General features: G+C 62.9%; 14 protein-coding genes. 6 read left to right on the plus strand and 8 right to left on the minus strand.

The genetic code is table 11. From position 1 onward, the window contains the following. Window positions 1-6 precede the first annotated feature (6 nt). From MUN81_RS22795 to MUN81_RS03440, 3 genes are all read right to left on the minus strand, one after another. A complete protein-coding gene (locus MUN81_RS22795; protein ID WP_348533163.1) occupies window positions 7-1,071 on the minus strand; it encodes a hypothetical protein in 1,065 nt (354 codons plus the stop codon). Window positions 1,072-1,205: 134 nt separating this feature from the next. Beyond that, window positions 1,206-1,577: a hypothetical protein gene (locus MUN81_RS03435; RefSeq protein ID WP_245115040.1), complete on the minus strand. Its 372-nt coding sequence runs from the start codon at window positions 1,575-1,577 to the stop codon at window positions 1,206-1,208. Window positions 1,578-1,941: 364 nt separating this feature from the next. Next, window positions 1,942-3,345, minus strand: a complete 1,404-nt coding sequence (locus MUN81_RS03440) for a T9SS type A sorting domain-containing protein (protein WP_245115042.1) — start codon at window positions 3,343-3,345, stop codon at window positions 1,942-1,944. A 431-nt stretch (window positions 3,346-3,776) separates the two neighbouring features. Between MUN81_RS03440 and MUN81_RS03445 the strand changes: the two genes are divergently transcribed. Continuing rightward, window positions 3,777-4,454, plus strand: a complete 678-nt coding sequence (locus MUN81_RS03445; protein ID WP_245117452.1) for a hypothetical protein — start codon at window positions 3,777-3,779, stop codon at window positions 4,452-4,454. 141 nt (window positions 4,455-4,595) lie between these two features. Here the strand turns inward: MUN81_RS03445 and MUN81_RS03450 are convergent, their stop codons facing one another. The 5 genes from MUN81_RS03450 to MUN81_RS03470 form a co-directional block, all read right to left on the minus strand. Beyond that, a complete protein-coding gene (locus MUN81_RS03450) occupies window positions 4,596-5,057 on the minus strand; it encodes a DUF4268 domain-containing protein (RefSeq protein WP_245115049.1) in 462 nt (153 codons plus the stop codon). A gap of 198 nt (window positions 5,058-5,255) precedes the next feature. Beyond that, window positions 5,256-5,663 carry a hypothetical protein gene (locus MUN81_RS03455; RefSeq protein WP_245115051.1) on the minus strand — a complete coding sequence of 136 codons (408 nt, stop codon included), beginning with the start codon at window positions 5,661-5,663 and terminating at the stop codon, window positions 5,256-5,258. Window positions 5,664-5,860: 197 nt separating this feature from the next. Continuing rightward, complete coding sequence (locus MUN81_RS03460) at window positions 5,861-6,490, minus strand: uridine kinase (RefSeq protein WP_245115053.1); 630 nt, start codon at window positions 6,488-6,490, stop codon at window positions 5,861-5,863. A 158-nt stretch (window positions 6,491-6,648) separates the two neighbouring features. After that, the gene (rdgB, locus tag MUN81_RS03465; RefSeq protein WP_245115055.1) at window positions 6,649-7,233 is read right to left on the minus strand and encodes an RdgB/HAM1 family non-canonical purine NTP pyrophosphatase; all 585 of its coding nucleotides are present in this window, start codon (window positions 7,231-7,233) and stop codon (window positions 6,649-6,651) included. A 151-nt stretch (window positions 7,234-7,384) separates the two neighbouring features. Next, complete coding sequence (locus MUN81_RS03470) at window positions 7,385-7,843, minus strand: hypothetical protein (protein ID WP_245115057.1); 459 nt, start codon at window positions 7,841-7,843, stop codon at window positions 7,385-7,387. A gap of 201 nt (window positions 7,844-8,044) precedes the next feature. Between MUN81_RS03470 and MUN81_RS03475 the strand changes: the two genes are divergently transcribed. From MUN81_RS03475 to MUN81_RS03495, 5 genes are all read left to right on the plus strand, one after another. Continuing rightward, window positions 8,045-8,314, plus strand: a complete 270-nt coding sequence (locus MUN81_RS03475; RefSeq protein WP_190925099.1) for a type B 50S ribosomal protein L31 — start codon at window positions 8,045-8,047, stop codon at window positions 8,312-8,314. A gap of 170 nt (window positions 8,315-8,484) precedes the next feature. Next, on the plus strand, window positions 8,485-9,696 hold the full coding sequence (locus MUN81_RS03480) for a GlmU family protein (RefSeq protein ID WP_245115059.1): 1,212 nt from the start codon (window positions 8,485-8,487) through the stop codon (window positions 9,694-9,696). Beyond that, the gene (locus MUN81_RS03485) at window positions 9,693-10,829 is read left to right on the plus strand and encodes a DNA polymerase III subunit delta (RefSeq protein WP_245115061.1); all 1,137 of its coding nucleotides are present in this window, start codon (window positions 9,693-9,695) and stop codon (window positions 10,827-10,829) included. Before MUN81_RS03480 ends, MUN81_RS03485 begins: the two co-directional genes overlap by 4 nt. A gap of 50 nt (window positions 10,830-10,879) precedes the next feature. After that, complete coding sequence (gene hemC / locus MUN81_RS03490; RefSeq protein ID WP_245115063.1) at window positions 10,880-11,806, plus strand: hydroxymethylbilane synthase; 927 nt, start codon at window positions 10,880-10,882, stop codon at window positions 11,804-11,806. A 63-nt stretch (window positions 11,807-11,869) separates the two neighbouring features. Further along, window positions 11,870-12,517 (plus strand): peptidylprolyl isomerase, encoded by a 648-nt coding sequence (locus MUN81_RS03495; protein WP_245115065.1) that lies wholly within the window; start codon window positions 11,870-11,872, stop codon window positions 12,515-12,517. Window positions 12,518-12,526: the final 9 nt, after the last annotated feature.

Here is a 12,526-nt window from a genome sequence, read left to right on the forward strand (position 1 = left end):
TCGGCTTCAGGCTCCAAAGCAGAGCCAGGGTGGGGGCAGAATGGCTTTGGCCTCGGGCGAACGCAGGATGGTGTTCATGCGGGCCGTGTCGCGCAGGTTCACGCCCAGGCGGCCGGGCATGGTGAAGAGCTTGGCGAGCACGCCGCCCTGGGTCGAGTTGGCGGCCGAGTCGGCCGTGGCATCCTTGGTTTTCTTGGCCAGCTGGGCCGCCAGCGAAGTCGAGTCGCCGGCCGCGGCGGTAGCCGTGGTGTCGGTGGCCGAAGCCGTGGCGGGGGCCGCTTTGGCGGCGGCCTGCTTGGCCGAGAGCTGCTTGTCGAGGGTCACGAGGTAGGGGCCCACTTCGTTCTGGTTCCACACTTCCCAGAACTCCAGCTTGGCCTGGCCTTGCAGCAGCTTGCGCACGCGGTCGGGGTTGTCGACGCCGGGCAGCTCAATCTGGAGGCGGCCGGTGCCTTTCACGCGCTGAATGCTGGGCTGGTTCACGCCGAACTTATCCACGCGGGTGCGCAGGATGTTGAACGAGCGGTCGATGGCTTCTTCCACTTCCTTATCGATGGCGCCAATCACCTTCTCGTTCGAGGAGTTGATGTCGATGCCGCGGCTCTTGTTGGTGGTGTTGGCGAAGATGGTGGCCAGCGGCTTGCTGGGCGCCAGCTGCTGGTAAGCCTGGGCAAACAGCGCCGTAAACGGCGTGCTGGAGTTGGTTTTCTGGGCTTCCTGGGCGTTGGCCAGGGCGCGGTTGAAGGCGGGGTCTTTGCTGTTGCCGCTCATGGCGCGCACAATTTCCACCGGCGACACTTCCAGCGTCACGTGCATGCCGCCTTTCAGGTCAAGCCCGAGGCCGAGCTCGCTCTGGCGCACCTCGCGGTAAGTGAAGGGGCCGAACACGGGCGCGCGCCACACCGAGTCGAGGTAGTGCTGACGGGCGGCTTCGTCAATTTTGCCGTTGCGCGTGGCGTAGGCCACGGCCTTGCTCTGCACCCCGCGCGAGACGTAGGTGAAGAACAAGAAGTACGCGCACAACGCCGTGACGACGAGGGTGAGCGCGATGATTAATCCTTTGTTACGCATGTGAAAATCAGTTATCAGTTAGTAGTTGTCAGTGAGCAATAAAAGCGGGAAGGGGCATGCAAGCAGCCACCAGCCGGCAGCTCAGGGCCAAGCCCACCAACTGCTAACTGTTCACTGCTAACTGCCAACTGAATTTAAGGGGCCTGCGGCGACAGGGCCACGGCCAGCAGCCGCGCCCGAAACACCTCGCCCGCCCGGATGCCGGCCCGCAGGCGCGGCACGGCCAGGGCCTGGCGCAAGGTGGGCAGCCACACGGCCGGCACGGCGCTGGGCAGCCAGGCCACCAGCGGCGGCGCCACAAAGTGGTCGAGGGCCGTGGTGGCTTCCAGCAATACTTTTTGTTTCACCACCGCCACGCGGGTGGGCTGCGCCCAGCGCGTTTCGCCCTTGCCCACGGGCCGTAGCACGCTCACGGCGCGCTGGTTCAGGCCCAGCACCAGCAGCACCGTAGCGGCGAGCAGGGCAAAGCGGAGCGAGAACCAAAAACGGGAAAGCAGAGCCAGCATGGGTATGGACGGGGTCTGCAAAGATACCCATTTGGCGGGAATGCAGGCAAGGGCCACTTTCGGCCCCGCAAAACGCCCTCGCCGCCGTGTAAGGCCCGCTCGCAGGCCGGTATTCCGCACCTGCCCCCCGGTTTGGGCCGCTCACATGCGCGTAGGATGAACTCGCAACCCGGCTTGACGAACTCGCACGCGTGTATGCCGAACTCGCACCCTTGTTTAACAAACTTGCCATGCGGTTTAACAAACTCGCACACAGGTTTGGGCAGCTCGCACACCGGCTCAACGAGCTTACATCCGTCTGCCGGCAACATAAAAAAGGCCCTTATAACATGGGCCAGCCAAGGCAAAATAGAAACACCAGCAGCTAGAGCTTCTCCAAACGCAGGAGTTGAACCGTACGGCGCAGCGGGTCGGTGACCCGTAACAGGTAGAGGCCGGCGGGCACGGCAGTCAGGCTCAGGTGGTGGCGGGCCTGACCCGAAAGAAGGCCGTGCTGCACCAAGCGGCCCAGCACATCATACAGCACCCAGGTGCCGGTGAGCGGGCGCGCATCGCCGGCTTCCAGCGTCAGTTCGCCAATCGTGGGGTTGGGATAAGCGGCGAGGCGGGCGGCGGTTTCGGCCGGGGCGCGGGCGGGCAGCAAGCGGGCCCAGGAGCGGTAGGCGAACAGAATCTGGTCGTTGTAGCCGACGGGGCCGGGGTCGGTGCCCAGGGCCACGACGTAGTCGCCGGCCGGGGTGAGGCCCACGCCGGCCACGTTTTCCGTGCCGGGGCGCACGAGCAGCGTGTCGCGCAGCAGCGCGCCGTTGGCGTCCACCACCACGAAGCCCACGTCCTTGGTAAACCCGTTGGAGCGTTCGCCCGCCGCCAGGTAGCGCCCGCCCGGCAACTCTGCCACACGGGTCAGACCTAGGAAGGCATTGACTTGCCGGTACGCACGGCTCCAAACCGAGTCGCCCTGCACCGTGAGTTGCGTGATGCCGCCGCCGACGGCAATCACCCCACCTTGAGACGTCAGCTTTAACTGCGCGCTGCCGCAGTCGCGTGGGACAAACCGGAAGAACTGGTAAGCGCCAGCTTCGTCGACTGTGATGAACTTAGGGCGCAGGTTGGACGTATCGGAGAGCGACACCACAAGGTAGCCGTTGGGCACGGCCACCAAATTGGTCAGGTAACCGTTGCGGGTGTTGTCGTAGGGCACGACCTGGGTCCAGAGCAGGGCGCCGGCGGGGCTGAACTTGCGCAGCACGGGAAACGTGTTCAGGCCGCTGCCCACGTCGCCGACGGCCACGTAGGAGCCGTCGTTGCCCGGCACCAGGGCCGTGAGCGTGGCCCCGGCCGGGTCGGCCACGCGCCGGGTCCAGAGCGTGTCGCCGGCGGGCGTGAGCTTGACCAGCAGGCCCTGGGTGGGCAGCGGCGGGGCCGTGGGCGGCACGGGGCGGGGCACGACGATGGCCGAGACAATCAGGTTGCCGGCCGCGTCGGCGATGAGCCCGCGGGCGTCGACGTCCTGCACCCGGCGCAGGGCGTAGCGCTTGGTCCAGACGGTGTCGCCCTGGTAGTTGACCTTGCTCAGGTACAGGCGGTTGTAATTAAACTCGCCGACCTTGACGAAGCCCCCGGGCACGGCCAGCATATAGTCGGCCGTTTCGTCGTTCTGGGCCGTGCCCACCGCGCGCTGCCAGCGGAACTGCGCCCGCGCCGGGGCGGTGCCCAGCAGCAGGCCGCTGCTGATGAACAATAGCACCAAAAGGAAACGATGTCTCATAAAGAAAAGAGAAATAGATAAGGCCGTGACGAGCAGGGCCCGCCGAAAACGAATGCATGCCCCCGCCGGACGGCTGCCAATGGCGCCCCCGAGAAGCGAAATCAAAACCCAGAAAACGAAACGTTACGGGTCGGAAGCCGACAAGCAGCGTGCAAAACCAACGAGGTGCACGAACGCCGAGTGCTCTGCCTAAAGGCGCAGAGAGCCACGAGTTCGGGTAAACTCAGAATAGCGGGGCGGTGGAGGGCGCCCCAGGCCGGCCGTAGTGGAAAGGGGCCGGCCAGTAGGTCAAATATATTCCGCGGCGTGGTGATTACCCTATATCTAATAAAAAACGATTGTTGTGTTTTGACCGCAACAATTCACGGAAAAAGCGCTACCATTACGCGCCGTTCGCTACTCGTTCGGTGTCACTTCTACCCCCATTTTCTATGGATGCCCGCGAAGAAAAACAATACGCCATGACCACCGTGCTGGTCCGGTTCCTGGCCGACAACGCCGCCGCCCTCGCCGCCAGCGACGTGGCCGCCGCCGAAGCCGCCGACATCCCGCCGGCCTACCAGCGCCTGACCGCCGCCGTGGGCGCCGCCCCCCTCAACACCAAAGCCACCACCGCCCAGGCCACCGCCGCCCGCGCCGCCCTGCAGCAGGCCCTCCCCGTGGTGCTGGGCCCCCTGGCCAGCATCGCCACCAAAACCGCCGACCCCGCCCTGCGCGCCCGCGCCACCCTCAACGCTGGCCAGCTGCGCAAAATGCGGCCCGAAGAGCTGCGCGACGTGGCCGGCGCCCTCCTCGACACCGCCGACGCCCATGCCGCCGACCTGAAACCCTACGGCCTCACCAAAGCCCTGCTCACGCAACTGCGCGACCTCCACACCGCCTTCGCCGGCACCGTGCGCGGCACCAGCACCCTCATCGACCAGCGCAGCCAGGCCAACGCCACCACTTCCGACCTGCTCGGCGCCCTCATGCAGCAAGTCTACGAGCTCGATAAACCCATGGAAGTCTTTCGCCTCCTCAACCCCGCCCTGCACGCGGCCTACAAACAGGCCCGCCGCGTAGGCCGCGTGGGCAGCCCAAGCGCCCAGGGCGTTGCAGCAAAAGCGTGAGAAAGAAAAAGCACGTCATGCTGAGCGCAGCCGAAGCATCTCGCTTGTGGCAGTAATCCCTTGGGTGGGATTTACTATTGCACGCGAGATGCTTCGACTGCGCTCAGCATGACGTTCTATTGGGCACACCTCCAATTGCGGCTACTTCAGCGCTTCAAACGTGTACTGCGCATCGGCCCAAAACGCATCGAGGGCCACCATGCGGGGCTTAAAGAATGAAATCAGCTTCGGCCAATCGTCGCGGTTGAACACGTTGGCCGGGCTTAGCTCCGTGTAGATGCAGCTCAGCGGCAGGCCCTGGGCGTCCAAGGCTTCTTCTTCCCATATCCATTCCTCGCCCAGCGTTTCGTGCAGCAGGGTTTTGAGCTCCCGGAACTGCTCAAAAAACAGCTCCCGAATGCCGGCGTCCGGATGGTTCAACTCGATGGCGATTTTGGCCTGCCGGTTGTCGGCCTGCATCCGGAAATACAGGTGCTTGATGCCCGTCTTGTAGTTAATCCAGTTGGTGGTTTCGCCCTCGGCCGAGGGCACCGGGGCCATATACTGGCCAAACGTCGTCCAGAAAGCCTGGCGCAGCTGGGTAGCTTCCGCTTTGCTGTACATAGGGGTAAGGGAGGGGAAAGAAGGGAAGGTAAGGAGAGGAAAAGAAGGGCGGGAAGCAAAAACAGCACGTCATGCTGAGCGCAGCCGAAGCATCTCGCGTGCAATAGTAAATCCCACCTAAGGGATTACTGCCACAAGCGAGATGCTTCGGCTGCGCTCAGCATGACGTGCTGCTATGGGTTCGCTACGCCGTTCTGCCTACAGCGGCGTGGCCCACCAGCCGGCCTCGTTGCTCTGAATGGCCACGCCACCGGCGTTGTGGTAATATTCCTCCACGCACTCCTTAAAGCCGGGGTTGTTGGTGCTGGCGAAGCACACGGCGTGGTCGGCGGTGGGCAGCGGGCCGGTGTGCATGGCAAATACACTGCCCCGCTCGGCCTTCGTAATGATGAGGTAGGTCGTGTCGTTGAGCTTGCCCAGGCTGGCGTCGAACACCTCGCCGTAGGCCTTGTCGGGCGTCACTTCCAAGCGGTAGGCGGCGTTGCCGGCCGGGTGCTGCATGATGCCGGCCTGGCCGTTTTTGTCACAGCTCAGCAAGCCCAGCACGCTCGCCGAAGCAATGATGGCGGTGGCTAGTCGGGAAAGAAGTAGAGATGTGCGTTTCATAGAGAGCAAAGCAAAAATTGACCAGATGGTCCCACACCGGTTGCCGCGCCGCGGGTTAGACGGCCCCACTTCCGGCAGGTGATTTCAGGTCCAAGATAATCCGATTTTACTGCTATTCCATGAACGGCGCCAAAAAACCTTGCCTAGGTGCTTGCAAAGCGCGTTGCCGCAAGCGCCATCAGCCGGGCTGCCTCCGGCTACTGCTGGGCCGCCGCCACCTTGCCGCGCAGGAAGCCCACCAGCACCTCCAGCCCCTTCTCGAAGTGGCGGTTGTTGGGAATCACGATGTCGGCGTAGTGCTTGTAGGGTGCGATGAACTGCTCGTAGGTGGGCGCCACGTGGTGGGTGTAGCGGTAGAGCACGTCGGCCAGGTCGTAGCCCCGCTCGTCGCGGTCGCGGATGATGCGGCGGTGCAGCTTCACGTGTTCCTGGGCGTCGATGTACACCTTCAGGTCGAGCAGCTTGGCGATTTCCTCGAAGTGAAACACGAAGATGCCCTCCACCACCACAATGGGCGCCGGCCGGAACACCAGCTCTTTGGGCGTCACGGCCGCGTTGTTGAAGGTGTATTCCTTGCGGCGCACCTCGTGGCCCTGGCTGATGCGCAGCACGTCGTCGGCGTAGGCCGCGGCGTCGATGCTGGCGGGCAGGTCGAAGTTTTCCACGCCCTGGTCGTCGCGCAGCTGTTTTTCGCGGGGGTGGTAATAATTGTCCTGCGAAATCAGGCAAATCTCCTCTTCGGGAAAGGACGCCAGGAGCCGGCGCAAAAACGTGGTTTTACCAGAAGCGCTGCCGCCGGTGATGCCAATTAGATACGGGGTGTGCATAGCAGGCAAAGGTAACGCTGCGCGCAAATAGAGGAAGGAAAAAGAATGGTCATGCTGAGCGCAGCCGAAGCATCTCTACTGCGAAAGGTAATCATTTAGTGTTGAGGTAGAGATGCTTCGGCTGCGCGCAGCATACCCGTTCTTTCCGACGCTCAAGTTTATTCTTTCAAAAACGCCAGCAGCCCAGCCACCGCCCGTGCCCGGTGGCTGATGCGGTTTTTCTCGGTGCTGCTCATTTCGGCGAAGCTGCGCCCGTCGCCCTCAGCGGGCACAAACACCGGGTCGTAGCCGAAGCCGCCCGTACCGTGGGCTTCTTCCGTAATGTGGCCCATCACCTCGCCGGCAAACTCGTGCACGCTGCCATCGGCCTGGGCCAGGGCCACCACCGTGCGGAAGCGCGCCGATCGGTCGGCGGCGCCGCGCAGCTCCTGTAGCAGCTTGGCCACGTTGTCTTCGGCCAGGCGCTGGGGCCCGGCGTAGCGCGCCGAGTACACGCCGGGCTCGCCGTTGAGGGCCGTTACTTCGAGGCCGGTATCGTCGGCGAAGCAGGCCACGCCGTAGTGCTGGCGCACGTATTCGGCCTTCTGGCGGGCGTTGCCTTCTAGCGTGTCCTGGGTTTCGGGCAGCTCCTCGTGGCAGCCGATGTCGGCCAGGCTCAGCAGCGTGAGGCCGGCCGGCAGTAGCGGCCGGATTTCGTCGAGCTTGTGTGCATTGTTGGATGCGAAGCAGAGTTGGGTAAGCAAGGGAGAAAGTATGTTGGGTTTAAATTAAAACGTCATGCTGAGCGCAGTCGAAGCATCTCGCGTGTGGTAGTAATTCAATCGTAAGAATTACTTCGGCACGCGAGATGCTTCGACTGCGCTCAGCATGACGTTCTACGTAATGGTAAATCCTTTACCTAAACATCGACTTGATGGTGCCCCAGGAGCGTTGCACGGCGCTGGGCGTACCGGCCAGCACCGTGAGGTAGCTCTGGTCGCCGGTGGGGCTGTGCACGGTGAGGCGGTAGGTGAAGGGCCCGCCGGCCGAGGGCGCGGGCGTGCCAGGCGTGCTGCCGGGCGCGGTGCGAAACACGTTGGCGTCGTAGTACTGGTAGCGGCGCTGCCCGTTGGGCACCACGCTCGTCACGGTGCTGTAGCTGGTTTCGGTGGCCGACTTGCGGGCCAGTTCGAAGCCCGTCACGTCGGTTTCGCTGCTCACTTCCCAGTCCACGCGCACCCGGGTGCCTTCGTAGGCGGCGGTGAACATGGTGAGCGACGCGGCCACGGCCAGCACGGCGCTGCACAGCACCAGCAGCAGGGCTGCGGGGCCGGAGCGGCGAATCAGGCGACGGACGGGTACAGATTTCAGCACACGCAGCAGCGGGCCCCGAGTGAGGGCCGAATTCAAATGTACAACCTTTTCGGAAAGGCAACAACCTCAGGAGCACGGCTTGCCCGGCCCGAAGCTGCGGAAAATGTTGGCGCCGGGGTTGGGTATTTCGGAGCTAAGCTGTACTTTTGCAGTCCCTTCCGCAAAATCGGCAGGGTTCAACCGGTAAAACTGACCCTCGATATGAAAAAGGACACCCACCCCGAGTACCAGGAAGTCGTATTCCAGGACTCCTCTTCGGATTTCAAGTTCATCACCCGCTCCACGATGAAGCCGACCGACACCATCACGATGGAAGACGGCAAGACGTACCCGCTGGTGAAAATTGAAGTGAGCTCGGCCTCGCACCCCTTCTACACCGGCAAAAACATGTTCATCGACACGGCCGGTCGCGTGGAGAAATTCCGCAGCCGCTACGCCAAGAAAGAGCAGAGCAGCGCCAACAAAGAATAGCTTGTTTTCAGCTGCTGGTGTATAGCCAGCAACTGTTAGCTTCTTAAAGAACTCCTTTCGGCCCGGTCGGAAGGAGTTTTTTTATTGCCTGCAGCCCCGCAGCGGGCCGTAAATTTGCCCTTCTCCCCAAAGCTAACAGCTGGCAGCTATTAGCGAATAGCTAAAAAAACATGCACGTTCTGCTTTTCGACGACCCGGCCATTCGGCCGCACCTGTTGCCCTTCACCTTCACGCGGCCGGTGGCGGCGCTGCGCTGCGGCATCCTCACGCTGGCCGAGAAATGGCAGCGCCGCCTGGGCGTCGACACCGTGGGCTACCTCACCCAGCCGTACCTGCAGGCCAAGTTCCCGGCGGGCGACGTGCGCGGCGCGGCCCTCATCATCAACGGCGCCGTGTGCCCCGACGACCTGCTCACGCGCCAGGTGCAGGCCCTGCAGCCCGGCCAGGCCCTGTACTGCGACGACCTGTTGGTGGCCGCCCACGTGGCCGATGCCTCGCTGGTGGCCGAGCTGATTCAGGACGGCATTCCGGAAACCCGGCAAGTGGCCGAGCCCGTGACGGTGATTGACCGGCCGTGGCAGCTGTTTCTGCGCAACGGCGTGGAAATCCGCCGCGACTTTGCCCTGCTCACCCAGGGCCGCACCTCGCAGCCCGTCAGCGACGCCCACACCATTGTGTACGGGGCCGAAAACATCTTCATCGAAGAGGGCGTGAAAATCCGGGCCGCCATTCTCAATGCCGAGGACGGTCCTATCTATTTGGGCAAGAACTCGCAGGTGCACGAGGGCGCCATCATCAAAGGTCCGTTGGCCTTATGCGAGGGCGCCCACATCAATGCCGGCGCCAAAATGCGCGGCGACAATACCGTGGGACCTTTCTCGAAGGTGGGCGGCGAAGTGGGCAACAGCATTTTGCTGGGCTACAGCAACAAGGGCCACGACGGCTACCTGGGCAACTCCGTCATTGGCGAGTGGTGCAACCTGGGGGCCGATACCAACACGTCGAACCTCAAGAACAACTACGCGCCCGTCAAAATCTGGAGCCACGCCGCCAGCCGCTTCGTCGACACCGGCCAGACTTTCTGCGGCCTGATGATGGGCGACCACAGCAAGTGCGGCATCAACACCATGTTTAATACCGGCACGGTGGTGGGCGTGGGGGCCAACATCTTCGGGGCCGGTTTCCCGCGCACCTTCATCCCGAGCTTCAGCTGGGGCGGCGCGGCAGGTTTTGAAACCTTCAAGCTGCCCAAAGTGGGGGAGGTGGCCGAGCGCGTGATGGCCCGGCGCAACCTGCCGTATGATGCGGTGGAGCAAGGCATTATGAAGGAAGTGTTTGAAGCGACGGAAGCGGACAGAATCTGGGAAAAGGCAAAAGCATGACCTTCGCCGAAATTCCCAACCAGTCCGCCCTCAAAGCCCTGCTGCGCCAATCGGTACAGCGGCAGCACGTGGCACACGCCCAGCTGTTTCGCGGCAGCGAGGGCGGCGCGGCGCTGGCCCTCGCCCTGGCCTACGCGCAGTACCTGAACTGCGAAGAGCGCGCTCCCGGCGCCGACGACAGCTGCGGCCACTGCCCGGCCTGCACCAAAATTGCCAAGCTGGCCCATCCCGACCTGAACTTCATCGTGCCCGTGACCACCACCAAAACGGTGACCAAGGACGCGGTGAGCAGCAAATTCATGGCCGAGTGGCGGACCTTCATTCTCGACAATCCCTACCAGGGCCTCAACGACTGGATGCAGCACATCGGGGCCGAAAACAAGCAGGGCAACATCTCGAAGGACGAAGCCGTGCAGATTCTGAAGCTGGTAAGCCTGAAGGCGTTTGAGGCCCGCTTCAAAATTGTCATCGTCTGGCTGCCCGAGCTCATGCACCCGGCCGCCGCCAACGCCGTGCTCAAGCTGCTGGAAGAGCCGCCGCCCGCCACCATTTTCCTGCTGGTGAGCCACGCGCCCGAGCAATTGCTGCCCACCATCATCAGCCGGGTGCAGCCGGTGGCGGTGCGCCCGTTTTCCGAAGACGACCTCACGGCCTACCTGCGCGACGAGTACAAAGTGCCCGAAGCCAAAGCCCGCCAGGTGGCTCAGCTGGCCGAAGGCAGCCTGGGCGCGGCCATTGCCAGCCGCGATGCCAACGCCGACCACGACTACTTCGAGTTTTTCCGGGACTGGATGCGTCTCTGCTTCAACTACGGCGGCAAGGCGGCCGACATTCTCAAGAAAAGCGAGGAGTTCCAAAAGCTGGGCCGCGAAAACCAGAAGGAGCTGCTGAGCTACTCGCTGGGCCTCGTGCGCAAGGTGCTGCTGTTCGGAATCGACCCGAAATTTGTGCCCCACCTGGCCGGCGGCGAGCAGCAGTTTGTCACGGGCTTCGCCAAATTCGTTACCCCGCGCAACGCCGACCTGCTCACCAAAGAACTCACCGACGCGCATTATCACATCGAGCGCAACGCCAACGCCAAAATGGTGTTTGTGGACAGCTCGCTGCGCATGGGCGGCTTTTTGCGCATTTGAGTAAAAACGCACGCCAGCTGAGCACGACGTTCAACTAATACCGTTCAACTATGAAAATCCGCCTCGCCACGCGCGCCAGCCGCCTCGCCCTCTGGCAAACCGAACACGTGGCCGCGCTGCTGCAGCAAGCCGGTTTAGAAACCGAAATTGTGCCCATGCAAACCACCGGCGACGCTGTGCAGGACCGCAGCCTGGCCAAAATCGGTTCCAAGGGCGTGTTCACCGAAGAGCTGGAAAACAGCCTGCTACGCGGTGAAACCCACTTGGCCGTCCATTCGGCCAAGGATGTACAAAGCAGCATTCCGCGCGAGTTGGAGCTGCTGGCCTTCCTAGAGCGCGAGCAGGTGAACGACGTGGTACTCAGCTTCGATGAGCAATTTTCGCTCGATAAGCCCGGCATCGTGCTCGGTACCAGCAGCACCCGCCGCAAGGCCCAACTGCGCCGCTTCTATCCCCACGCCGAAACGGCCGAAGCCCGCGGCAACCTCCAAACCCGCCTGCGCAAGCTCGAAGAAGGCCAGTTTGATGCCCTCGTGCTGGCCTACGCCGGCGTGCACCGCATGGGCTACGAGCACCTGGTGCGCTACACGCTGCCCGCCACCCAATTTGTACCGGCCACCGGTCAGGGCAGCATTGCGGTGGAATGCGCCGCCGACCTTAATGCCGACCTCAAGGCCCGCCTCAAAGCGGCCCTCGACCATCCTGCTACCCACACCTGCCTGCTGGCCGAGCGTGCTTTCCTCCACACCATGGAGGGCGGCTGCAGCATCCCGTCTTTCGCCCTGGCTACGTTGGAAGATGGCCGCCTGCGCCTGCACGGCGGCCTCATCAGCCTGAGCGGCGAAGAGTACGTGGAAGAAATCCAGACTGCCGCCTCGCCCGCCGAGGCACACACTCTGGGCGTGGCCGTGGCCGATGCCGTGCTGGCCCGTGGGGGGCGCGAAATTCTGGCCAGCATCCGCGAGCAGCGCGGGTAGCCGGAGCTGGCGGTTAGTTTTGCCTGACGTTTTTTCGTTCTGCTTTTCCTTCTTCTTTCCTACATGAAACATACTATTCTGCGCGCCGCGGCCTTTCTGCTGGTGCTGCTGTGGGCCGCGGCCCCCGTTGTGGCGGCCGATAAACCCGGCAAGCCCAAAAAGAGCGGCAAAGACGAAGTCGTGACCGTGACCACGCCGCAGGGCGTTATCCGCCTCGTGTTGTTCGACGACACTCCCCTGCACAAAGCCAACTTCCTGCAAAAGGCCAAGAGTGGCTTCTACAACGGCACCACCTTCCACCGCGTCATCGACAACTTCATGATTCAGGGTGGCGACGCCAACACCAAGGACGCCGACCCCAGCAACGACGGCCTGGGCCAGCCCAACGACCCCACCATCCCGGCGGAGCTTGGCCCTGGCCACCCGCACGTATACGGTGCGGTGGCCGCCGCCCGCATGGGTGGCCCGCGCGGCACGCCCAGCAGCAATTCCCAGTTTTACCTGGTCGAAAACCACGATGGTACCCATTTTCTCGATGGCCAGTACACGGTATTTGGCCAGGTCATTCAGGGGCTGGACATCATCGACAAGATTGCCAAGGTGAGCAAAGACGCCCGCGACCGGCCCCTCGCCGACGTGAAAATGACCATGAAAGTGGAAAAGCTGAAGCGGAAAAAAATTACCAAGCTGTACGGCTACAAGTACGAGTAGCCGCCCGGC

It is taken from the genome of Hymenobacter sp. 5317J-9 (genome assembly GCF_022921075.1).
Lineage (GTDB): Bacteria > Bacteroidota > Bacteroidia > Cytophagales > Hymenobacteraceae > Hymenobacter.

Coding starts and splice junctions, on each gene's coding strand:
- MUN81_RS03455 (WP_245115051.1), bottom strand. CDS start 5,663: ATGAAACGCACATCTCTACTTCTTTCCCGACTAGCCACCGCCATCATT.
- MUN81_RS22795 (WP_348533163.1), bottom strand. CDS start 1,071: ATGCGTAACAAAGGATTAATCATCGCGCTCACCCTCGTCGTCACGGCG.
- MUN81_RS03495 (WP_245115065.1), top strand. CDS start 11,870: ATGAAACATACTATTCTGCGCGCCGCGGCCTTTCTGCTGGTGCTGCTG.
- MUN81_RS03460 (WP_245115053.1), bottom strand. CDS start 6,490: ATGCACACCCCGTATCTAATTGGCATCACCGGCGGCAGCGCTTCTGGT.
- hemC (WP_245115063.1), top strand. CDS start 10,880: ATGAAAATCCGCCTCGCCACGCGCGCCAGCCGCCTCGCCCTCTGGCAA.
- MUN81_RS03485 (WP_245115061.1), top strand. CDS start 9,693: ATGACCTTCGCCGAAATTCCCAACCAGTCCGCCCTCAAAGCCCTGCTG.
- MUN81_RS03435 (WP_245115040.1), bottom strand. CDS start 1,577: ATGCTGGCTCTGCTTTCCCGTTTTTGGTTCTCGCTCCGCTTTGCCCTG.
- MUN81_RS03450 (WP_245115049.1), bottom strand. CDS start 5,057: ATGTACAGCAAAGCGGAAGCTACCCAGCTGCGCCAGGCTTTCTGGACG.
- MUN81_RS03445 (WP_245117452.1), top strand. CDS start 3,777: ATGGATGCCCGCGAAGAAAAACAATACGCCATGACCACCGTGCTGGTC.
- MUN81_RS03440 (WP_245115042.1), bottom strand. CDS start 3,345: ATGAGACATCGTTTCCTTTTGGTGCTATTGTTCATCAGCAGCGGCCTG.
- MUN81_RS03480 (WP_245115059.1), top strand. CDS start 8,485: ATGCACGTTCTGCTTTTCGACGACCCGGCCATTCGGCCGCACCTGTTG.
- MUN81_RS03475 (WP_190925099.1), top strand. CDS start 8,045: ATGAAAAAGGACACCCACCCCGAGTACCAGGAAGTCGTATTCCAGGAC.